Origin of the sequence: Pseudomonas beijingensis (assembly GCF_030687295.1) — a bacterium.
GTDB classification, from domain to species: Bacteria; Pseudomonadota; Gammaproteobacteria; order Pseudomonadales; family Pseudomonadaceae; genus Aquipseudomonas; species Aquipseudomonas beijingensis.
Map to the genome: position 1 here is coordinate 12,129 of NZ_CP117425.1, position 21,598 is coordinate 33,726.

22 protein-coding genes and 1 pseudogene are annotated in these 21,598 nt (G+C 59.7%); 10 read left to right on the plus strand and 13 right to left on the minus strand.

Annotated elements, in window-relative coordinates:
* Positions 1–3: 3 nt before the first annotated feature.
* The gene (gene glyS, locus PSH84_RS00050; protein WP_122567689.1) at positions 4–2,058 is read right to left on the minus strand and encodes a glycine--tRNA ligase subunit beta; all 2,055 of its coding nucleotides are present in this window, start codon (positions 2,056–2,058) and stop codon (positions 4–6) included.
* Positions 2,055–3,008: a glycine--tRNA ligase subunit alpha gene (glyQ, locus tag PSH84_RS00055; protein ID WP_003177094.1), complete on the minus strand. Its 954-nt coding sequence runs from the start codon at positions 3,006–3,008 to the stop codon at positions 2,055–2,057. Before glyQ ends, glyS begins: the two co-directional genes overlap by 4 nt.
* 81 nt (positions 3,009–3,089) lie before the next feature.
* On the opposite strand from glyQ, the gene PSH84_RS00060 reads away from it, so the two are divergent.
* The 6 genes from PSH84_RS00060 to PSH84_RS00085 all read left to right on the plus strand — a co-directional run bounded on the left by PSH84_RS00060 (position 3,090) and on the right by PSH84_RS00085 (position 8,230).
* Positions 3,090–3,647, plus strand: coding sequence for a DNA-3-methyladenine glycosylase I (locus tag PSH84_RS00060; RefSeq protein WP_122567690.1), 558 nt, complete (start codon positions 3,090–3,092; stop codon positions 3,645–3,647).
* Between the two features lie 43 nt (positions 3,648–3,690).
* The gene (locus PSH84_RS00065) at positions 3,691–4,578 is read left to right on the plus strand and encodes a lysophospholipid acyltransferase (protein ID WP_122567691.1); all 888 of its coding nucleotides are present in this window, start codon (positions 3,691–3,693) and stop codon (positions 4,576–4,578) included.
* A 373-nt stretch (positions 4,579–4,951) separates the two neighbouring features.
* The gene (locus tag PSH84_RS00070) at positions 4,952–5,677 is read left to right on the plus strand and encodes a hypothetical protein (RefSeq protein WP_122567692.1); all 726 of its coding nucleotides are present in this window, start codon (positions 4,952–4,954) and stop codon (positions 5,675–5,677) included.
* A 145-nt stretch (positions 5,678–5,822) separates the two neighbouring features.
* Positions 5,823–6,872, plus strand: coding sequence for an NAD(P)/FAD-dependent oxidoreductase (locus PSH84_RS00075; protein WP_305468967.1), 1,050 nt, complete (start codon positions 5,823–5,825; stop codon positions 6,870–6,872).
* 51 nt (positions 6,873–6,923) lie between these two features.
* Positions 6,924–7,277 (plus strand): VOC family protein, encoded by a 354-nt coding sequence (locus PSH84_RS00080; protein ID WP_305468969.1) that lies wholly within the window; start codon positions 6,924–6,926, stop codon positions 7,275–7,277.
* Positions 7,278–7,441: 164 nt separating this feature from the next.
* A complete protein-coding gene (locus tag PSH84_RS00085) occupies positions 7,442–8,230 on the plus strand; it encodes an SDR family NAD(P)-dependent oxidoreductase (protein ID WP_122567695.1) in 789 nt (262 codons plus the stop codon).
* A 116-nt stretch (positions 8,231–8,346) separates the two neighbouring features.
* On the opposite strand, the gene PSH84_RS00090 is transcribed toward PSH84_RS00085, so the two are convergent.
* Positions 8,347–8,988, minus strand: a complete 642-nt coding sequence (locus PSH84_RS00090) for a phage infection protein (protein ID WP_305468970.1) — start codon at positions 8,986–8,988, stop codon at positions 8,347–8,349.
* Between the two features lie 33 nt (positions 8,989–9,021).
* The gene (locus tag PSH84_RS00095; RefSeq protein ID WP_030139009.1) at positions 9,022–9,441 is read right to left on the minus strand and encodes an organic hydroperoxide resistance protein; all 420 of its coding nucleotides are present in this window, start codon (positions 9,439–9,441) and stop codon (positions 9,022–9,024) included.
* A 443-nt stretch (positions 9,442–9,884) separates the two neighbouring features.
* On the opposite strand from PSH84_RS00095, the gene PSH84_RS00100 reads away from it, so the two are divergent.
* Positions 9,885–10,424 (plus strand): N-acetyltransferase, encoded by a 540-nt coding sequence (locus PSH84_RS00100; RefSeq protein ID WP_305468973.1) that lies wholly within the window; start codon positions 9,885–9,887, stop codon positions 10,422–10,424.
* 1 nt (position 10,425) lies between these two features.
* Complete coding sequence (locus PSH84_RS00105; RefSeq protein WP_305468974.1) at positions 10,426–10,626, plus strand: hypothetical protein; 201 nt, start codon at positions 10,426–10,428, stop codon at positions 10,624–10,626.
* Between the two features lie 80 nt (positions 10,627–10,706).
* Here the strand turns inward: PSH84_RS00105 and PSH84_RS00110 are convergent, their stop codons facing one another.
* Both PSH84_RS00110 and PSH84_RS00115 read right to left on the minus strand, forming a co-directional pair.
* Complete coding sequence (locus PSH84_RS00110) at positions 10,707–11,831, minus strand: GGDEF domain-containing protein (protein ID WP_122567697.1); 1,125 nt, start codon at positions 11,829–11,831, stop codon at positions 10,707–10,709.
* Between the two features lie 255 nt (positions 11,832–12,086).
* Positions 12,087–12,461 carry a lysozyme inhibitor LprI family protein gene (locus PSH84_RS00115; RefSeq protein WP_122567698.1) on the minus strand — a complete coding sequence of 125 codons (375 nt, stop codon included), beginning with the start codon at positions 12,459–12,461 and terminating at the stop codon, positions 12,087–12,089.
* Positions 12,462–13,156: 695 nt separating this feature from the next.
* Here PSH84_RS00115 and PSH84_RS00120 point away from each other — a divergent pair.
* On the plus strand, positions 13,157–13,516 hold the full coding sequence (locus tag PSH84_RS00120) for a DUF6124 family protein (RefSeq protein ID WP_305468976.1): 360 nt from the start codon (positions 13,157–13,159) through the stop codon (positions 13,514–13,516).
* Between the two features lie 200 nt (positions 13,517–13,716).
* On the opposite strand, the gene PSH84_RS00125 is transcribed toward PSH84_RS00120, so the two are convergent.
* From PSH84_RS00125 to PSH84_RS00135, 3 genes and pseudogenes are all read right to left on the minus strand, one after another.
* Positions 13,717–14,490, minus strand: coding sequence for a MetQ/NlpA family ABC transporter substrate-binding protein (locus PSH84_RS00125; RefSeq protein ID WP_116833818.1), 774 nt, complete (start codon positions 14,488–14,490; stop codon positions 13,717–13,719).
* Positions 14,491–14,569: 79 nt separating this feature from the next.
* A pseudogene (locus PSH84_RS00130) lies at positions 14,570–15,243 on the minus strand (methionine ABC transporter permease).
* On the minus strand, positions 15,243–16,250 hold the full coding sequence (locus PSH84_RS00135; RefSeq protein ID WP_063323627.1) for a methionine ABC transporter ATP-binding protein: 1,008 nt from the start codon (positions 16,248–16,250) through the stop codon (positions 15,243–15,245). The pseudogene PSH84_RS00130 and the gene PSH84_RS00135 overlap by 1 nt, the downstream one beginning before the upstream one ends.
* A 264-nt stretch (positions 16,251–16,514) precedes the next feature.
* On the opposite strand from PSH84_RS00135, the gene katE reads away from it, so the two are divergent.
* Positions 16,515–18,653, plus strand: a complete 2,139-nt coding sequence (gene katE, locus PSH84_RS00140) for a catalase HPII (RefSeq protein WP_305482095.1) — start codon at positions 16,515–16,517, stop codon at positions 18,651–18,653.
* Positions 18,654–18,760: 107 nt separating this feature from the next.
* Here katE and PSH84_RS00145 read toward each other — a convergent pair whose 3' ends face one another.
* Genes PSH84_RS00145 through zur form a run of 4 tightly spaced genes read right to left on the minus strand, consistent with a single transcriptional unit; the run spans position 18,761 to position 21,557 of the window.
* A complete protein-coding gene (locus PSH84_RS00145; RefSeq protein WP_305482097.1) occupies positions 18,761–19,474 on the minus strand; it encodes a PA5502 family lipoprotein in 714 nt (237 codons plus the stop codon).
* Positions 19,475–19,511: 37 nt separating this feature from the next.
* Positions 19,512–20,300 (minus strand): zinc ABC transporter permease subunit ZnuB, encoded by a 789-nt coding sequence (znuB, locus tag PSH84_RS00150; RefSeq protein ID WP_003196213.1) that lies wholly within the window; start codon positions 20,298–20,300, stop codon positions 19,512–19,514.
* Positions 20,293–21,075 carry a zinc ABC transporter ATP-binding protein ZnuC gene (gene znuC, locus PSH84_RS00155; protein ID WP_134922192.1) on the minus strand — a complete coding sequence of 261 codons (783 nt, stop codon included), beginning with the start codon at positions 21,073–21,075 and terminating at the stop codon, positions 20,293–20,295. Before znuC ends, znuB begins: the two co-directional genes overlap by 8 nt.
* A complete protein-coding gene (zur, locus tag PSH84_RS00160) occupies positions 21,075–21,557 on the minus strand; it encodes a zinc uptake transcriptional repressor Zur (protein WP_018602776.1) in 483 nt (160 codons plus the stop codon). Before zur ends, znuC begins: the two co-directional genes overlap by 1 nt.
* Positions 21,558–21,598: the final 41 nt, after the last annotated feature.

Sequence of the window (21,598 nt, forward strand, 5' to 3'; positions counted from 1 at the left end):
GCGTTACCCCAGCAACGAAATATCGGCGACGCCGAGGAACAGCCCACGCAGACGCGCCAGCAGTGCGTAACGGTTGGCCCGTACGTTGGCGTCTTCGGCATTGACCATCACCGCCTCAAAAAACGCATCCACTGGTTCGCGCAGTGCCGCCAGGCGAGCCAGGGTTTCGCTGTACTGACGCGCCGCCGCCATTGGCTGGACCGCCTGGTCTGCCTGCTGGATCGCCGAGTACAGGGAAAACTCGTTGGCGTTGTCGAAGTACTTGGCTTCGACGGTCGCCGCGATGTTGCCTTCGGCCTTGCTCAGCAGGTTCGAAACACGCTTGTTCACCGCGGCCAGGGCCGCTGCTTGCGGCAGTTGGCGGAACGCCTGCACCGCTTGTACGCGCTGGTCGAAGTCCAGGGCCGAACCCGGCTTCAGGGCACGTACCGACAGGTAGGTCGCGACCTCGACACCTTCATCTTCATAACGCGCACGCAGGCGGTCGAAGATGAATTCCAGCACCGCATCGGCCAGGCCGGCAGCCTTGACCTTGCTGCCGAACGCATTGACGGCGAATGCCACGGCGTCGTTCAGGTCCAGGTCCAGCTGCTTGTCGATCAGGATCCGCAACACGCCCAGCGCCGCGCGACGCAAGGCATACGGGTCTTTGCTGCCGGTAGGCAGCATGCCGATGCCGAAAATGCCCACCAGGGTGTCGAGCTTGTCGGCGATCGCCACGGCCGCACCGGTCAGGGTGGTCGGCAGCTCAGCGCCGGCACCGCGGGGCATGTACTGCTCGTTCAGGGCCAGGGCTACGTCCTGCGGCTCGCCATCGTTGAGGGCGTAGTAGTAACCGGCGACGCCTTGCATCTCCGGGAACTCACCGACCATTTCGGTCGACAGGTCGCACTTGGACAGGAGGCCGGCACGGGCCGCGCGCTGGGCGTCACCACCGATGCGTGGGGCGATGAACGCGGCCAGTTTCGAAACGCGCTCGGCCTTGTCGTAGACACTGCCGAGTTTTTCCTGGAACACCACGTTGCGCAGGCGCTCGTTGAAGCTTTCCAGGGGCTGTTTCTTGTCTTGCTTGAAGAAGAACTCGGCATCGGTCAGGCGCGGACGAACGACTTTTTCGTTACCGGCGATGATCTGTTGCGGGTCCTTGCTTTCGATGTTGGCGACCGTGATGAAGCGCGGCAGCAACTTGCCTTCGGCGTCCAGCAGGCAGAAGTACTTCTGATTGTCCTGCATGGTGGTGATCAGTGCTTCCTGCGGCACTTCGAGGAAACGTTCCTCGAACGAGCACACCAGCGGCACCGGCCATTCCACCAGCGCGGTCACTTCGTCCAGCAGGTTGGCCGGCACGATGGCGGTGCCTTCCTGCAGGGTGGCCAGCTCTTCGGTGCGCTTGCTGATCAGCTCGCGGCGCTCGTTGGCGTCGGCCAGCACATAGGCGGCACGCAGGTCGGCCAGGTAGTTGGCCGGCGAGGTGATGCGCACGCTCTGCGGATGATGGAAGCGGTGACCGCGGGAATCGCGACCGGCCTTCTGGGCCAGGATCGTGCAATCGATAACCTGGTCACCGAGCAACATCACCAGCCATTGGGTCGGACGCACGAACTCTTCCTTGCGCGCGGCCCAGCGCATGCGCTTGGGGATCGGCAAGTCATTGAGGGAGTCTTCGACGATGGTCGGCAACAGGCTGGCGGTCGGCTTGCCCTTGATGCTCTGGCTGTAGCGCAGCTTCGGGCCGCTCTGGTCGATTTCGCTCAGGTCCACGCCGCACTTCTTGGCGAAGCCCAGGGCGGCCTGGGTCGGGTTGCCGTCGGCATCGAACGCGGCCTGGCGTGGCGGGCCATCGAGGTTGATGCTGCGGTCCGGCTGTTGGGTCGCCAGGGCGGTGATCAGCACGGCCAGGCGGCGCGGCGCGGCGTACACCTGTTTGGCTTCGTAGCTCAGGCCAGCGGCTTGCAGGCCTTTGTCGATACCGGCCAGGAACGCATCGGCCAGGGTGTTCAGGGCTTTGGGTGGCAGTTCTTCGGTGCCCAGTTCAACCAGAAAATCTTGAGCACTCATTGTGCAGCCTCCAGCTTAGCCAACACTTCATCACGCAGGTCCGGGGTCGCCATCGGGAAGCCCAGCTTGGCACGGGCCAGCAGGTAGGCTTGCGCAACGGAGCGCGCCAGGGTGCGTACACGCAGGATGTATTGCTGGCGCGCAGTCACGGAAATCGCCCGGCGTGCGTCCAGCAGGTTGAAGGTATGGGACGCCTTCAACACCATTTCATAGCTCGGCAACGGCAGCGGCTGGTCGAGCTCGATCAGGCGCTTGGCTTCGCTTTCATAGAAGTCGAACAGTTCGAACAGCTTCTCGACGTTGGCGTGTTCGAAGTTGTAGGTCGACTGCTCCACTTCGTTCTGGTGGAACACGTCGCCATAGGTCACTTTGCCGAATGGGCCGTCGGCCCACACCAGGTCGTAGACCGAATCCACGCCCTGCAGGTACATGGCCAGGCGTTCCAGGCCATAGGTGATCTCGCCGGTGACCGGGTAGCACTCGATGCCGCCCGCCTGTTGGAAGTAGGTGAACTGGGTCACTTCCATGCCGTTGAGCCAGACTTCCCAGCCCAGGCCCCAGGCGCCCAGGGTTGGCGATTCCCAGTTGTCTTCGACGAAACGAATGTCGTGCACCAGCGGGTCGAGGCCCACATGCTTGAGGGAGCCCAGGTACAGTTCCTGGAAGTTTTCCGGGTTCGGCTTCAGCACCACCTGGAACTGGTAGTAGTGCTGCAGGCGGTTCGGGTTTTCGCCGTAGCGGCCGTCAGTCGGGCGGCGGCTGGGCTGCACATAAGCGGCGTTCCAGGTTTCCGGGCCGATGGCACGCAGAAACGTGGCAGTGTGGAAAGTGCCGGCGCCTACTTCCATATCGTAGGGCTGAAGTACCACGCAACCTTGCTCGGCCCAGTATTGCTGGAGGGCGAGGATCAAGTCTTGGAAGGTACGCACGGCTGGCGTAGGCTGGCTCACGAAATTCACCTGTTTCTTGGGCTGCGATTTAAAGAGCGGGAGTATACCCGATTCGTTCGTGCGCACGCCCCCTGGAGCCTTATGCCACGCTGCTTTTGGTGTTCTGACGATCCGTTGTACATGGCTTATCACGATCAGGAGTGGGGCACGCCGCTGCGCGATGCGCAGGGTTTGTTCGAGTTGCTTTTGCTCGAAGGGTTCCAGGCCGGGTTGTCCTGGATCACCGTTTTGCGCAAACGCGAGCACTACCGCAAAGTGCTGTACGGCTTTGATGTGCAGCGCGTGGCGCAGATGAGCGACGCCGAAATCGAAGACTTGATGCTCGACACCGGCATCATCCGCAACCGCCTCAAGCTCAAGGCCGCCCGTCGCAATGCCCAGGCCTGGCTCGCGCTGGAAGACCCGGTGGCGTTCCTCTGGTCGTTCGTGGGCGGCAAGCCCATCATCAACCATTTCAAAGACCGCAGCGAAGTGCCGGCCATCACGCCCGAGGCGCTGGCGATGAGCAAAGGCCTGAAAAAAGCCGGGTTCACCTTCGTCGGGCCGACCATCTGTTATGCGCTGATGCAGGCCTCGGGCATGGTCATGGACCACACCCAGGACTGCGACCGCTACGCCGAGTTGGTAAACGGCGGTTAGAATAGCCGGCTCGCAACACGGCCCATACATTCAGGAGTGACCTGTGGATAAGTTGAAAGGCGCCTTGCTGGTCGGCGCTCTGCGGTTGTTTGCGCTGCTGCCCTGGCGCGCAGTGCAGGCGGTGGGCTCGGCCATTGGCTGGCTCATGTGGAAATTTCCCAACCGTTCCCGCGACGTGGTGCGGATCAACCTCGCCAAATGCTTTCCCGAGATGGACCCGGCCGAGCGCGAACGTCTGGTGGGTCAGAGCCTCAAGGACATCGGCAAATCCCTGACCGAAAGCGCCTGTGCCTGGATCTGGCCGGCCCAGCGCTCCATCGAGCTGGTACGCGAAGTCGAAGGCCTGGAGGTGCTGAAAGAAGCCCTGGCCTCCGGCAAAGGCGTGGTCGGCATCACCAGCCACCTGGGCAACTGGGAAGTGCTCAACCACTTCTATTGCAGCCAGTGCAAACCGATCATTTTCTACCGCCCGCCCAAGCTCAAGGCGGTGGATGAATTGTTGCAAAAGCAACGCGTGCAACTGGGCAACAAAGTCGCGGCCTCCACCAAGGAAGGCATCCTCAGCGTCATCAAGGAAGTGCGCAAAGGTGGCCAGGTGGGCATCCCCGCCGACCCGGAACCGGCCGAATCCGCCGGCATCTTCGTGCCCTTCTTCGCCACCCAGGCCCTGACCAGCAAGTTCGTGCCGAACATGCTCGCTGGCGGCAAAGCGGTCGGCGTATTCCTCCACGCCCTGCGCCTGCCGGACGGCTCCGGCTACAAAGTCATCCTCGAAGCCGCCCCGGACGCGATGTACAGCACTGACACCGAAACCTCATGCGCGGCCATGAGCCAAGTGGTGGAGCGCTACGTGCGGGCCTACCCGAGCCAGTACATGTGGAGCATGAAACGCTTCAAGAAACGCCCGCCGGGCGAGGCGCGGTGGTACTGAAGGCCCGTTGCTTCATGAGCTAGTTGTGGTGAATGCAGGATTTGTGAACACCCAAGAACCCATGTGGGAGCCGAGCTTGCTCGCGATGACGGCACACTCAACATTGATGCAAGCAGACCCACCGCCATCGCGAGCAAGCTCAGCTCCCACAGTTTTTCCGGGCTGTTCACAAACACCGCATCCATCACAAATCCCTGTGGGAGCGAGCCTGCTCGCGATAGCGCCTTCACAGCCGCCACATAACTAACTGACCCCCAACCTCCTGTGGCGAGGGAGCTTGCTCCCGCTGGGCTGCGCAGCAGCCCCCCCTCGCCTAAAGCTTGGTCCCCCGCTGTCGATAACCCGAGGTATCCGCCAATCATGGACCGATGAAATGGACCTCTCCCTGAACGCTGCCAATATCCCGCCCGCCAACACTAACCTCACCCGCTCCGACCAGAAGTTGGTGAGCAATCCTCCAGCGGACGCCGTAAAGCAGCTGGCAGACGCCGGCCCAGCGGCTATCTACCACCCCAGCGAAGAAACCCAGCTCATGGTGGAATCGCCGGTGGTCATCGAAACCTGGATCGGTCGATCCCAATCGCCAGATTTCCCTCGATATGCCGCCATCACCGAGAGCGCGAAAAACACCCTGAAAAGCTCTTTCGAGACATTCCAGTCAACGCTTTCGGCAACCCATCCAGACTTGGCCGGCAAGAAATACGGCTTCACCGTCGAGGCCGATGGCAGGCTCAAGGTGCTCAACACGGCCGGCCAGCTCAGCAGCTCGGAAACCCGGCGGCTGACGGATCTGCTCAACGAATCCACGGATCTGAAAGCCGCAGCCGTTGCGTTCCGCGACGCCTCGATCGACATGGTCGACGCCGACTCGCCGTGGTCCGGCAGCTACCTGGGTCGCTACAACCTGACCCAGGAAAACTTCGCCAACACCATCGATCTGGCGCCGATGCTCAAGCGCCCCGGCTCGGTACCGCCCCAGGAGTTTTCGGACGGGTTGTTTTTCAATCAGTTGGCCTACAAAGGCGAACTCGCGACGCGAGAGACGGAAGCGGCAATGCTTGAGCGGCGCGCTGCGCAGCGATTCAGCGCGCAGGCCTGAAGGCTGGGTGTTTCGCTCAATCCCCCCGCCACAACTGCGATGTGCCTGATCCAACCCCTGTGGCGAGGGCACTTGCTGCCGCTGGGCTGCGAAGCAGCCCCAACCGGGCTAACGTATTCCCCCAGGCAAACCCAACGGAGGCCGAATGGATAACGGTCCAGGCAAACGCGTCATCGTCATTGGCGCGGGTATCGTAGGCGCATCCCTGGCCTACCACCTGGCGGCCAAAGGCGCGAATGTCACCGTGGTCGAGGCCGGAGGCATCGCGTCAGGCGTGACCGGCAGCTCATTCGCCTGGATCAATACCTCACACGCCGACCCCGACCCCATTGCGCCATTACGTGGTGCTGCCATTCAGGAATACCGCCGACTCGAAGCACAACTGCCCGGCCTGAAGATTCAATGGACTGGCGCCCTATCTTACGGCGCGAGTTCAACCGCTTTGGCAAACCGGATACCCCAATCGCAGATTCTCGAGCTTGAGCCAAACCTCAAGAACCCGCCTCAATTCGCTTCGTATGTGGCAGAAGAAGGCGCGTTGGACGCCGTAGCAGCAACCCATGCGTTGATCGCTGGCGCCCAGGTGAATGGCGCGAACGTTTTCACCCAAACGCCAGTGCTCGGCTTTAAAACCCAGGGTTCCACCGTGCTGGGCGTTGAAACCGCCGCGGGCGCCATCGAAGCCGATGTCGTCGTATTGGCAGCCGGCACAGGCACCACGAAGCTGACTGACCTGCTTGAAGTCTCCCTGCCCATAGAGGCTTCCCCGGCGATTTTCATTCGTTACACGTCGCAACCCAACCTGGTACACACCCTCATCTCCAGCCCTGAAATGGAAGTGCGGCAAACCCCGGAGGGTACGCTGCTAGCGGCCGAAGACTATCTGGACGGCGCCCTGGAAAACCAACCAGCGGCGATAGCAATGCGAACGGCCAACGCCATCAAGAACGAACTCCACGGCGTTGTCTCCCTGGATCTGCAATCGGCTCTTGTCGGGTTCAGGCCCATGCCCGCCGATGGCATCCCCATCATTGGCTATCTTCCGCAGGTCGGCGGCGTCTACGTATGCGTCATGCACCCCGGCGTTACCCTGGCGGCGATTGTGGGCCGTCTTGCCTGTGAGGAAATCATCGGCGACAAGCCATCCCCTGCTCTCAACCCCTGCCGTCCGGATCGATTTTTTCAAGCTCAGTGAGGGCTGAATGGCCTAAGCTCGCCTACTCCCCAATCAGCCAAGGAAGCATCAATGGGCATTCGCGCAAAAGACCGTCAGATCGATAACATCGAGCTCAATGTCAACGATATCGCCCGAAGCAAAGCCTTCTATGGAAGCGTATTCGGCTGGAACTTCGTCGATTACGGCCCGATCTACGCCGAATTCAGTGACGGCCGACTGACCGGTGGCTTCACGACCGGTGAACCCGTGCGCCCGGGTGGCCCGTTGATCATCCTGTACGCGGATGACCTTGAAGGCACCCAGCTCAGGCTCGAAGCCGCAGGGGCGACCATCAGCCGTGCTGTGTTCGCTTTCCCGGGTGGCCGGCGTTTCCACTTTATCGATCCGGATGGCTATGAACTGGCAGTGTGGTCGGCTTCCTGACGGCTGATTGATCACAAAGAGGCGCAAAGCCTCAATCGTGTCCATGATTAAGGGCCTGCGATAGCGTCGACGTTGGAATGGCAAAACCACCTCTAAATTCGTCGGACTACCGTCCAGCCAGAAATATCTCACTTCCTCTGGTTCATTAATCAAGGAGTCCCCTCATGAAAATCGACTTCACCGGACGTCACGTCCTGGTCACCGGATCCACCAGCGGTATCGGTTTTGCGACCGCCAAAGGCTTCCTGGAAGCCGGCGCCCACGTGGTCATCAATGGTCGCAGCGAGAGCAGCGTGGAAGACGCGCTGCAGCGCTTGGGCGAGCTTGCCTCAAGGGCGACTGGCTTTGTGGGCGATCTCAGCAACGCGCCTGGCTGTCAGGCACTTGTCGCCAAGCACCCAAGCTTCGATATCGTCATCAACAACCTGGGCATTTTTAAACAGGAAGACTTTTTCGAAACGCCGGACAGCGAATGGCAGCGCTTCTTCGAAACCAACGTAATGTCCGGCGTGCGTGTTTCCAGGGCCTACGCCCAGGGTATGGTCGAGCGTGGTTGGGGGCGGATTGTGTTTGTTTCGTCGGAATCGGGCGTGAACATTCCCGCCGACATGATCCACTACGGCTTCACCAAAACCGCCCAACTTTCCATCGCTCGCGGCCTGGCCAAGCGCCTCGCCGGCACGGGCGTGACGGTGAACTCGGTGTTGCCTGGGCCGACCCTTTCCGAAGGTGTTGCCCAGATGCTCCAGGCAGACGTCGAGCGCAGCGGGGAAAGCCTGGAAAAAGTCGCGGCGGATTTCGTCAACGAGCACCGCAGCACATCGATTATCCAGCGTGCGGCACGGGTCGAGGAAGTCGCCAACATGATCATCTATGCCAGCTCGGAACAGGCCTCGGCCACCACCGGTGCGGCGCTGCGCGTGGATGGTGGTGTGGTGGATAGCATCGTTTAGGGTCCTATGACACGTTGCAAAAAAACGCCGCTTCCTCATGAGAGATAAGCGGCGTTTTTTCTTTTGGAAGCGACATGGGTTGATATGACCGGTTTTCGGAGCGGTGAAGGGTTTGTTCAGCCTACCCGGTTTTCGATCAAGCGATCCGAGCCACCTTCGGCTACGCGGTTTTCGATCAGTCGGTCCGAGCCACCTTCGGCTACGCGGTTTTCGATCAGTCGGTCCGAGCCACCTTCAGCTACACGTTTTTCGATGAGTCGATCCGAGCCGCCTTCGGCTACGCGGTTTTCGATCAGTCGATCCGAGCCGCCTTCGGCTACGCGGTTTTCGATCAGTCGATCCGAGCCGCCTTCGGCGACACGTTTTTCGATCAGTCGATCCGAGCCACCTTCGGCGACACGTTTTTCGATGAGTCGATCCGAGCCGCCTTCGGCGACACGTTTTTCGATGAGTCGATCCGAGCCGCCTTCGGCGACACGTTTTTCGATGAGTCGATCCGAGCCGCCTTCGGCGACACGTTTTTCGATGAGTCGATCCGAGCCACCTTCGGCGACACGTTTTTCGATGAGTCGATCCGAGCCACCTTCGGCTACGCGGTTTTCGATGAGTCGATCCGAGCCGCCTTCGGCTACGCGGCTTTCGATCAGGCGATCCGAACCACCCTCAGCGAACGTAGGTTGAACAAAAGAAGTCGCGAACGCATTGCCGAGCGACAGAGCCAGAAGCGAGCCAACGAGAGTTTTGCTGAAAGTGTTCATGTCCTGATCCTTTTTATTCGTAGATGAAGTGAGTTAGACGGTGACGTGCAAACGGACGTCGACGTTGCCGCGTGTCGCGTTGGAGTACGGGCAAACCTGGTGAGCCGCGTCGACCAGCGCTTGAGCATCGGCTTGATCCAGACCTGGCAGGCTGATGTGCAGGTCGATGTCCAGACCGAAACCGCCAGGGATCTGGCCGATGCCAACGTGTGCCGTGATCGAAGCGTCAGCAGGAATGCTGCGTTTGCTTTGGCTGGCGACAAACTTCAATGCGCCGATGAAGCAAGCCGAGTAGCCGGCGGCGAACAACTGCTCAGGGTTGGTGGCTTCACCACCGGCGCCGCCCAAGGCTTTTGGAGTGGCCAGTTTCACGTCGAGAATCTTGTCGCTGGAAACAGCACGGCCATCACGGCCACCGGTAGAGGTTGCGACTGCGGTATAGAGAACGTTCATGGTGTTTCCTCTTTTGCTGATTGATTTGATCGTTTTGGCTTGCGCTAAATGTTTGTGCGCTAACCAGTTGAGGTAAAGTTAACGGATGAATAATTAGCGCGCAAGATAAATTTTTAAAAATTTATCGATTTTGATTTAACCGTTTGATCTAAAAAGAGATTTATTTTATGGCGGCGCAGTGTCTCCAGCTCGCGTGGGTCGCGAGGTGGACCAAGGAGAAGGAAGTGCTAGGGAGGATCAGCAGGTCCAGCGCAATTGCAGACCTTCGGAGAGAGGGAGTTCAAAGCAGAATTATGGGCTTCTCGATCATTCCCACCACCACGCTTCCGCCAGCCCACACATCCTTGCGCCTTTGCCTACAACAACGCCAGAACCCACCTGCTTGTACGCCCTGTCCCCGGGTTCTATTGTTTTCTGCCACTGCCCATCATCGTATTTGCCACATGAAACGGCCACGCATTAGCGATTTTAAACATCAGATGTTCCGCTCGACCGCAATGCAGCTCGCTAAAGAGTTTTTGGTGGACGATCCTAGGGCACTAGCGGAGAAGGGTATTGATGTTGAGCGGATAAGGTACGAGCCGATAGCTCAAGAGGCGCTGGAACAATGCTATCTATGGGGCTCAGAGGCCCAACTTTATCCATGGGAGGATATACCTGGGTGGAAGAATCGCGACGGGAAAGCGTTTGACCTTTCTCTGTGGTATGACCGAGAGTTATGTGGACTTTGCTTTGCCACTCCAAAATCAAGCACCTTGTCCATCAAGGTAGTCCTCCTGGAGGGCAAGCCTGACGTCACTCATCCTCTAAAGGGTGAAGTTGCCGGTTTAGTATTGATCGCGATCAGCCGATACGCGCGAATGCTGAAGCTTAGCGAGATTGAGATTTTTGAGCCTGACCCTGGGGCCGTCCAGTGGTACCAGTATCTGGGCTTCGATTTCGACGACCAGCGGCGCCTTGTTATAGCGGTGAACGAGGCATAACATGATCCCCAATTCTATTGACGAGTTTTCCATGAAGACTTCCAAGCGCACTCCAAAGCCCTTGCTTGCAGCTCAGTACCAAGCGGAAGCCCGCCGTCTGGCTGGTTGCGCGACCAGTATTGAGCGCCAGTTCTTGTCGGTTAGCCTCGCCAAGGGTAAGGAGCTTGAACCCGTTGGCCGCATGGCTGGTGCCAGAACCTGAGTTCTGCCGATACAAAAAAGACCGCCGAATGGCGGTTTTTGTTTTTTCCAGTTCCGACGGATGATGCAAAGCCAACCCGACTAAGCAACAGCCACTCGATTGCGCCCCAGCGCCTTCGCCCGATACAGGGCCTTATCCGCATCGTTCATCAAGCTGTGAAGGTCCTTGTTACAGGCCTCCGTCGACGCGACGCCAAGGCTGGCGGTTATGCAGTGGACAGGCTCGATCATCAAACCCGCAATCGTATCAATGAGCCGTTCTGCGATCTGGGTGGCGACTTCGATGGAAGTGTTAGGAAGCAGAATGGCGAACTCTTCCCCACCTAGTCGGCCGTGAATATCCGTCGCCCGAAATGACGAACTGATGACCATCCCCATCTCGCGCAAAACCTGATCCCCGACCTGATGGCCGTAGGTGTCGTTGATGTGCTTGAAGTGATCCATGTCCAACATGACCGCGCACAACCCTAACCGGTTGGTCTTGCATTCGTCGTAGAGCTGCTGGGCATGCTCGAAAAAAGCCCGCCGACTCTTCAGGCCGGTCAGTTCATCGGTTTGTGCGGCGCGGGTAGAAATGCTGTTCGCCTGTTCCATTTCACGGGTAAGACGAAAGGCGACTTCCAGGGCCTGGGACATTTTGTGTGTGGCGCGGGCAGCAAATGCGGCGAACACCAGGATCGAAAGGGCCATGCCGACTTGAATCGGCGACGGTTGAAACAGCAGCCAGACGGTACACGGAAACAACACCAGGCCAATGGAGGCTAGCGTCATATCGCGGTAGGCCGAATAACAGGACACCGCGCTGACAGACATTCCGACGGTAAAGAGCATGACCAGTGCTTGGGACAACAGATCGTCCGCCGGCATGACCACAAACGCCCCGCCGCCCCAGATGCTGGCGGATAGCACCAACGTGACCCAGTACCTGCGCTCCCAGCGTTGAGGCGTACGCTCACTTTCGTCGCTGCGAAAATAGGCAACGAACATCGCGATACGCAACAGCGTCGATGCGGTCAGGATGCCCAGCCACCAAAGAATGATGCTGTGCTCAAACCGATCCCAGCACAGCCAACTCAACATGATGGCAGCCATGTAACTGCCGAACACCGCAGAAACGGATTGGCGAAACAGTTGCTGCAATCGATCAGTCCGCACCTGCTCGGCTATGCAAAAATCCTGGCCATTGCGAGATCTTGGGCCACCCATTTGATCCACCTGATCGTGACGCAACTAAAGCGGCGATTGTGGCACCCTGCCACCAACGCAAACAACTGAATTACTGTGGCGAGGGGATTTATCCCCGCTGGGCTGCGAAGCAGCCCCAACCCTTCCTACAACCAAACTGTGCATCATCTTCTTTACAGGAGCAGGCTGGAATCAATCCGCAATAACGGGTGAACCCGCCAAAGAAAAACCCGACGCTTTAGGTCGGGTTTTTCAGCGAAGGCAAGTTGTTACGGGTTACTCGACTTGCGACAGCTTGGCATCGTCGCAACCGGCAGCACGGCACTCGCGCTCGACAGCCTTGAGTATGACGATACGCGCCTCGGTCTTCTCATTGGCACAGTCCAGGTAGAGCAGGCCATCGTTGGAACAGGCGCTGTCACGATTTTTGATCCACTGGATTTGAGCGGCTTTCACCTTTTTCTTTTGCTCCGGGTTCAGAGCACTCATCGTCTTCTTGTATTGATCGTTGATGTCCTGATCCGACTGAACCATTTTCAGCGACGCGCAATAGGTTCTGTCATAGGCGTTTCTAGGGTTATCGCAACTCATCGCAGATGCCGATGCGGATGCCATTGCCAGCAATGCCCCAACCAACAAAGACTTGATCACTCACTTCTCTCCCTGAATGGCCTCTATTGATTAGAGGTCGCGGCGTGAATTTATCATGAGGGTTGTAGAACAATGAAGCGGATCCGATGGCCTTCAGCTCCTCGATTGCAGCGGCGCTTATCCACACCATCGATCCATAACGCAGTCCCTTGTGGCGAGGGGATTTATCCCCGCTGGGTTGCGCAGCAACCCCAAAAATCTCCATGCAACCAAAAGTCTGTGGCGAGGGAGCTTGCTCCCGCTGGGCTGCGCAGCAGCCCCAAACCATCCAAACACATTCCTACAGACCAACCCGTGCCAGCTACCCCGTCCCTTCTCAAGTATCCCTCTAGCCTGAACTACAGGTCATAAACACCACATGTTCATCCTCCCACCCCAACCCGTCCACCAGGCTACCCAACCTTGCGCCTTTACCTACAACTACGCCAGAATCCGCCCGCTTGTGCACCTTGCCCCTGGGTTCTATCGTTTTCCTGCCACTGCCCATCAGTGGTCGGGTTTAGTAGCCCGAGGTATTTAGTAAGGTGCAAAGCTCTATCAATCAGGTATTTCCATGCCTGTATTTGATGGCGGTTGTGCGCAGGGCGCCCTCGGGCGCGCCGGCTTGCTAAGTCCCCGGTCTACTAACCTGCGTACAGCTGCCACCCCTTGTTTAGTAGCTAGAGGGTTGCGGCTTCAACTATAGGACTTAGTACATGTTCAAACCTACACCGAATCCGCCAGAGGCGGACCAAGCTCCCCCGCGCACCAAATCCAAGGCCAAAAAGCACGACGAAGCCACCAAACGCGTCCTGGATCACTACCTGCTCCCAAAACCGGAAAAGTCCGAAGATACGTCCCAACCGGGCCAGCTCTTCACCGTCGCAAAAAACGCCGACAACGAATCCCTCCTCGCCAACCTCAGCGAAACCCTGGCGGCAGCCGACGCGATGGTCAGCAACCTGGCCTTCGATCTGGAAGGTCAGCGCCGCCACATCCTTCTCGGCATCCAGCAATTGATTGAGCTGAGTTCATTGCTGGCTAACCGGGTGTTGGATAACGTTGATCCGCGATAGCAAATAAACATCCTTCCCAAAAGCAAACCCGACATCTTGCGTCGGGTTCGCTTTTTTAACGCTCCAGAAACACGAAAGCCCGCAGATATTTCTATGAATGCCCGTGATCTTGCGGATTTTTGCCCATCACGCATATTTCCGAGCAAAAAAAACGGGCCTGCATTCCCACGCAGCCCCGTTTTTTTCACCACCTGATCAGCTCAAAACGCCGGCAAAACCGCCCCTTTGTACTTCTCAAGAATAAAAGCCTTCACCTCCGGCGTATGCAAAGCCGCAACCAGCTTCTTCATCGCCTCACTGTCCTTATCATCCTCACGGGCAACCAGAATGTTCACATAAGGCGAGTCACTACCCTCAATCACCAACGCATCCTTGGAAGGATCAAGCTTGGCCTCCAACGCATAGTTGGTGTTAATCAACGCCAGATCCACCTGAGTCAGCACCCGCGGAATGGTCGCCGCTTCCAGCTCGCGGAACTTCAAATCTTTTGGATTCTCGGTGATGTCCTTGGTCGTCGACAGGATGTTGTTCGAATCCTTCAACTTGATCACCCCAGCCTTCGCCAGCAGCAACAGCGCACGACCACCGTTAGTAGCGTCGTTCGGGATCACTACGTTGGCACCGCCCGGCAGTTCGGTAAGTGCCTTGTACTTGCTGGAATAAGCGCCCAGGGGTTCCAGGTGCACACCGGCCACGCTCACCAGGTGCGTGCCCTTGGCCTTGTTGAACTCATCCAGGTACGGCTGGTGCTGGAAGAAGTTGGCGTCCAGGCGCTTTTCCGCAACCTGCACGTTGGGCTGGATGTAGTCGGTGAAGACTTTGACCTTGAGGTCTACGCCTTGCTTTTCCAATGCCGGTTTGACGAATTCGAGGATTTCCGCGTGCGGCACCGGGGTGGCCGCGACGGTCAGGGTGTCGGCGGCGTGGGCGGAAAACGCTGCGGCGGCAGCGAAGGCAACCAGTAGTTTCTTCATTCAGCTAACTCCTTTTGAAGCGCCTGCTCTCGGCGCCTGCCAGCGAATGGCCGGCTCATGGTTTATCGGCCGCGAGGCCTTATTTTCTAGAAAAATGCACAACCAACTTGTCGCCCACGGTTTGCAGGACCTGAACCAGCACCAGCAGCAACACCACTGTGACCACCATGACATCGGTCTGGAAACGCTGGTAACCGAACCGGATGGCCAGGTCGCCCAAACCACCGGCGCCGACCACACCGGCCATGGCCGTGTAGGACACCAGCGTAATCGCTGTCACCGTAATCGCGGCAAAAATGCCCGGGCGGGCTTCCGGCAGCAAGGCGTTGACGATGATCTGCCGCGTCGTTGCGCCCATGGCCTGGGTCGCTTCGATGATGCCGCGGTCGACTTCGCGCAGGGCGGTTTCCACCAGGCGGGCGAAGAACGGTGTCGCCGACCACCAGCGGAGGGATCGCGCCGGCCACGCCCAGGGAGGTGCCGGTGATCAATACCGTGAACGGGATCATCACGATCAACAGGATGATGAACGGCAGCGAACGCAGGATGTTCACGATCAGCGACAGCAGCGCATACACGCCGCGGGCTTCGAGCAACTGGCGCGGGCTGCACCAGGAACAGCAACACGCCCAGGGGCAAGCCGAGCAGCACGGTGAACAGCAGCGAACCGAACAGCATCAGGAAGGTGTCGCCCGTTGCCAGCCAGATTTCCAGCCAGTCGATGTTGGAGAAGAACGAACTCAACAGTTCCATTAGCGCAGCACCTCCATGTGGACATCGGCCGCGGTGAAGCGGGCAAACGCCGCCTCCATGTCACCGCCGGTGATGGCGAGGGTCAGTTGCCCGTAGGGGGTGTCTTTGATGCGGTCGATACGACCGGCGAGGATGCTGTAGTCCACCCCGGTTTCCCGGGCGACGGTGCCGAGCAACGGCGCGTAGGTCGCGTCGCCCTGGAACGTCAGACGCACGATACGCCCTGGCACGTGGGCGAAATCGTCGCGCTGTTCGCTTTCGTCGATCTGCTCGTCTTCCTGGACGAAACGCTTGGTGGTCGGGTGCTTCGGATGTAGGAACACTTCGGCCACCGGGCCTTGTTCGACGATCACACCGGCGTCCATTACCGCTACTTGATCGCAAACGCGGCGGATCACGTCCATTTCATGGGTGATCAGCACGATGGTCAGCTTCAGCTCGCGGTTGATTTCCGCTAGCAGTTGCAGCACCGAGGCGGTGGTCTGCGGGTCGAGGGCGCTGGTGGCCTCGTCGCATAGCAGGATCTTGGGTTTGGTCGCCAGGGCGCGGGCGATGCCGACGCGCTGCTTCTGGCCGCCGGACAGTTGCGCCGGGTATTTGCGGGCGTGGTCGGACAGCCCTACCCGCGCCAGCAGCTCGGCGACGCGTTGGTCGATTTCGCTGCGGGACAATTCGCCGGCCAGCGTCAGTGGCAGGGCCACATTGTCGGCCACGGTCTTGGACGCCAGCAGATTGAAGTGCTGGAAGATCATCCCGACTTGCTGGCGGAAGCGGCGCAGGCCGCTGGCGTCCAGGGCGGTGACTTCTTCGCCGTCGACGATGATCTTGCCGCCCGTGGAATCCTCCAGGCGATTGATCAGGCGCAGCAGGGTACTTTTTCCCGCACCGGAATGGCCAATCAGGCCGAAGACCTGACCGTTCTCAATCGTCAGACTGGTCGGATGCAGGGCGGGGATATCCCTACCGGCGACCCGGTAGGTTTTATGGACGTCTTGAAACTCGATCACGTAGCGAACCTTGTGGGGCGCGTTGGAAAAGGATCAGCGGTTAGCCGGGCGCGCATTTTAGCCTGTCCGTATAGAGGTTCTTAGCATTTATTTGCGATCAGACCTGTCATTTGGCAATAACGCGATCAAAGGCCATAAAAAAGGAACACGGCCAAACGGCGTCGGTCACTCATTAAGCCACTCGAAATGCCGAGGTCATGTGCCTGCGGCATCGAACTCAAGAGTCCTGGCCACGGCGAGGAACGTAAAGAGGAGTCATGCCTGATGAGTATCAACAAGCCCACGGTCAACAAGAGCCAACTGGCCGGGACCGACACCCTGGATCGCGGCAACACCAACGCCAAGCTCGAAAGCCTGGAACAGTTTCGCTCCGACGCCACCGAACAGGCGTTGCGCACCAACCAAGGCGTGAAAATCGCCGATAACCAGAACACCCTTCGTGTCGGCGCTCGCGGTCCCTCGCTGCTGGAAGACTTCATCATGCGTGAAAAAATCACGCACTTTGACCATGAGCGCATCCCGGAGCGCATCGTCCACGCCCGCGGCACTGGCGCCCATGGCTACTTTCAGAGCTATGAGGCGCATTCGGCGCTGACCAAGGCCGGTTTCCTACAAGACCCGAGTAAGAAAACCCCGGTGTTCGTGCGTTTTTCCACTGTGCAAGGTCCACGAGGTTCCGGCGACACCGTGCGCGACGTGCGTGGCTTTGCGGTCAAGTTTTTCACCGAGGAAGGCAACTTCGACTTGGTGGGCAACAACATGCCGGTGTTTTTCATCCAGGATGCGATCAAATTTCCCGACTTCGTCCACGCGGTGAAACCCGAGCCCCACAATGAAATACCTACCGGCGGTTCGGCTCACGACACCTTCTGGGATTTTGTCTCGCTGGTGCCGGAATCGGCCCACATGGTGATCTGGGCGATGTCCGACCGGGCCATTCCGAAAAGCCTGCGCAGCATGCAAGGCTTCGGCGTGCACACCTTCCGCATGATCAACGCTGAAGGCAAAAGCAGCTTCGTCAAATTCCACTGGCGCCCTACAGTCGGGACGTGTTCATTGGTGTGGGACGAAGCTCAGAAACTCGCTGGTAAGGACACGGACTACCACCGTCGCGATCTTTGGGAGTCGATCGAGATGGGCGACTACCCGGAATGGGAGTTCGGTGTGCAGATTGTCGCCGAGGAAGACGAGCACAACTTCGACTTCGACCTGCTCGACCCGACCAAGATCATCCCTGAAGAGCTGGTGCCCATCACGCCCCTGGGCAAGATGGTGCTGAACCGCAACCCGGACAATTTCTTCGCCGAAGTCGAGCAGGTTGCGTTCTGCCCCGGGCATATCGTGCCGGGCATCGATTTCTCCAACGATCCGCTGCTACAAGGTCGGCTGTTTTCCTACACCGATACGCAGATCAGCCGACTCGGTGGACCGAATTTTCATGAGCTGCCGATCAACCGGGCGATCACGCCGGTGCACAACGGCCAGCGCGATGCCATGCACCGCACCACCATCGACAAGGGGCGCACGTCCTATGAGCCGAACTCCATCGACGGTGGCTGGCCGAAGGAAACCCCGCCCGGCCCGGAAGACGGCGGCTTTGAAAGTTATCCAGAGCGTATCGATGCCTACAAGATCCGCCAACGCAGCGATTCGTTCGCCGACCATTTCTCCCAGGCGCGGTTGTTCTACAAGAGCATGAGCCCCCACGAAAAAGAGCACATCATCGCTGCCTACAGCTTCGAGCTGGGCAAGGTGGAGCGGGAGTTCATCCGGAAGCGGCAGGTGAATGAGATCCTCGCCAACATCGACTTGGAGCTGGCTGGGCGGGTAGCGAAAAACCTCGGCTTGCCGGCGCCGACCGCGGGGACTGTCGATGTTCCGACGCCTTCGCTGGAGCAATCCCCAGCCTTGAGTCAGGCGAACCTGCTGTCCGGCGACATCAAGACGCGAAAAGTGGCGGTGCTGGTGGCCAACGGTGTCGATGGGGCGATCATCGATGCCCTCAAGCAGGCCCTGGAGGCCGAGGGCGCTCACGCCAAAGTGCTGGGGCCGACTTCGGCGCCGGTGACCACCGCCGATGGGCAGACGTTGGCGGTAGATGCGTCCATGGAAGGCTTGCCGTCGATTGCCTTTGACGCGGTATTCGTACCGGGTGGCGCGGAGTCGATCAAGGCCTTGAGTCGCGACGGCGTGGCGTTGCATTACGTGCTGGAGGCCTACAAGCATCTGAAAGCCATTGGGCTTCATGGTGAGGCCCGGCAGTTGTTGGTGGAGTTGAAGCTGGAGGTGGATGCGGGGTTGATCGAAGACGCGGATGCGAGCGGTTTTTCGCGGTTTTTTGCGGCGATTGCTCAGCATCGGGTTTGGGCGCGGGAGCCGAAGGCGAAGGCTGTTCCGGCTTGAGGGTTGTCTGAAAGCGCTTTGTTGCTGATAGGACGCTATCGCGGGCAAGCCTTGCTCCCACAGGAGATCGAATTAACCTGTGGGAGCAAGGCTTGCCCGCGATGCTTTTAGGGCTTGCGAGGAGTCAGCACGACCTGGGCCGGCACACTGCGCAAAATCTGCTTCTGCAGCTTCAGATCAAACCCAGGGTCCAGCTTCTTGACCCGCTTGGTCAGCAACGTCGCCAACCATGGATAGTCATCGGTGCGCGGCGCCTGGATGCTGACGTCACACTGATAATTCACCACATCAGCGGCGATGGCATCCAGTTGTCGGCGCATTTGCTGTATATCGGCGAGGTTGAGCGCAACCGTGGTGCTGGGGGCGCTCGGATCGATCACCTTGGCGACCGGTTTGGCTTCGGCGGCCTTGAGGTCGGCCTCGGCTTTTTCCAGCTCGGCCTTGCGGGCCTCGGCAATGGCGCTGTTGACCTCGCCGGTGAGGGCCGGGGCCTTGGGCATCAGTGCTCGGGCGCGGCTCAGGGCAGTGGCGGCGGCATTGACATCGCCTTTTTGCAAGTCGATCTGGCTGCGGCGCAAATACGCCTCGGCCAGTTGCCGCTGGTAAGGTTCCAGCGACCGGTCTTCGGGCGATTGGGCTTGCAAGGCGGCCAGCTGGTCTTCAGCGGTGGCCAGCTCATTGCTGGCCAGGCTTTGCTCGAGCTGCGCGATGGCCGGGCCCCGCGTATCGGGAGCCTGGGTGACCGGCGGTGTACTCTGGCACGCGCCCAGCAGCAGGGAAAATGCGACAAGGAGCAGATAACGGGAGGCGAACGGCTTCATTCCTGCGACTCTCTATTTGCGCAAAAAGCGAGCAAGTCTACACCCCTCGACGAGGCAGGACAAAACTCAGCAGAAACAACGCAGCGGCGCTGACCACGATCGACGGGCCGGCCGGGGTGTCCTTGAACCAGGAAAGTGCCAGCCCACCACACACTGCAAGCATGCCCAGCAGGCTCGCGCCCAGGGCCATCTGCTCGGGTGAGCGGGCGTGACGCTGTGCCGCAGCCGCTGGAATGATCAGCAATGACGTAATCAGTAACACACCGACGATTTTCATCGCCACGGCGATGACCACCGCAATCAGCAGCATCAGCGCCAACCGTAAACCCAGCACGGGCAAGCCTTCGACCCGGGCCAGCTCTTCGTGCACGGTAACGGCCAGCAATGGCCGCCACAGCGCGACCAGCAGCAACAGCACAGCCGCGCTACCACCGAGGATCCACGACAGGTCCGTCGGACTGATCGCCAGCAGGTCGCCGAACAGATAGGCCATCAAGTCGATGCGTACATCATGCATGAAGCTCAGCACCACCAGCCCGAGGGACAAGGTGCTCGGCGCGAGAATGCCCAACAACGTGTCGGACGCCAGCGGCTGGCGGTGTTGCAAAGTCACCAGCACCACCGCCAGCAGCAGGCAGCCGACGGTCACTGCCACCGCCGGGCTGACATCCAGCAGAAACCCCAGGGCCACGCCGAGCAACGCCGCGTGGGACAAGGTGTCGCCGAAATAGGCCATGCGCCGCCAGACCACGAACGAGCCCAGGGGGCCGGCGACCAGCGCGAGTGCCAGGCCTGCGAGCAGGGCGTACAGCAGAAAATCAGCCATGCTTGCAGCCATCTCCATGAACATGATTGGAAGCGGAAGGGGCGCTGACCACCGAGCCATGCAAGTCATGGGCGTGGTCATGGTGGTGGTGATAAATCGCCAGGCTTTGTGCGTTCTTTCCGAATAGCTCGACGAAGGCCGGATCGCCGCTGACCTGCTCGGGATGCCCGGAGCAGCAGACGTGGCGGTTGAGGCAGACCACCTGGTCGGTGGTGCTCATCACCAGGTGCAAATCGTGGGACACCATCAGCACGCCGCAACCGTGGCGGTCTCGCAGGCGCGTGATCAGGCTGTACAGCTCGGCCTGGCCTGCCACATCGACCCCTTGCACCGGCTCGTCGAGCACCAACAGTTCAGGTTCGCGCAGCAGGGCGCGGGCCAGCAGCACGCGCTGCATCTCGCCACCGGAGACACTTTGCACCGGGCTGTCGATCACCTGCTCGGCGCCGACTTCGTTAAGCGCGGCCAAGGCCCGTGCGCGATCCACGCCAGGCACCAGGCGCAGGAAGCGTAGCACCGACAGGGGCAGCGTCGGGTCGACGTGAAGTTTTTGCGGCATGTAGCCGACGCGCAATTTGGGCTTGCGCCAGACGCTGCCGCTGTCGGGCTTGAGCAAACCCAACACGGCGCGCACCAGGGTGGTCTTGCCGGCGCCGTTGGGGCCGATCAAGGTCACGATCTGCCCCGGCTCGACGCTCAGGTGAATGTTGTCCAGCACGCTCTGGCCGGCGAACGTCACGGCCACCTGCTCGAGGCGGATCAGCGCGTTGCTCATCAGGCCCCCTGGCAGCCGGAGCACAGACCCACCACTTCGACGGTCTGGGTGTCGACCACGAAGCCGACGTCCTTGGCGCTGGCGATGATGGCATCGCTGATGGATTTCTGTTCCAGCTCGATGGCGGCGTGGCATTCGCGGCAGATCAGGAACTGACCTTGGTGGGCGTGCTCCGGATGGTTGCAGCCGACGAAGGCGTTCAGCGACGAAATGCGATGCACCAGGCCGTTTTCGAGGAGGAAATCCAGCGCCCGGTAGACCGTTGGCGGCGCGGCGCGGCGACCGTCCTGCTCGCTGAGCACGGCGAGGATGTCGTAGGCGCCTAGCGGCTTGTGGCTCTGCCAGACCAATTCCAGCACGCGCCGACGCAGGGCGGTCAGGCGCAACCCTTGGCGCGCGCAGATGGCGTCGGCCTCGGACAGCGCGCTGTGCACGCAGTGGGAGTGGTCGTGGGGGCGACTGGCAAGGGGTGTAATAGGCATGGGCAGCGACGAGTTCAGTGAGAGACGTTATTATGTTACCC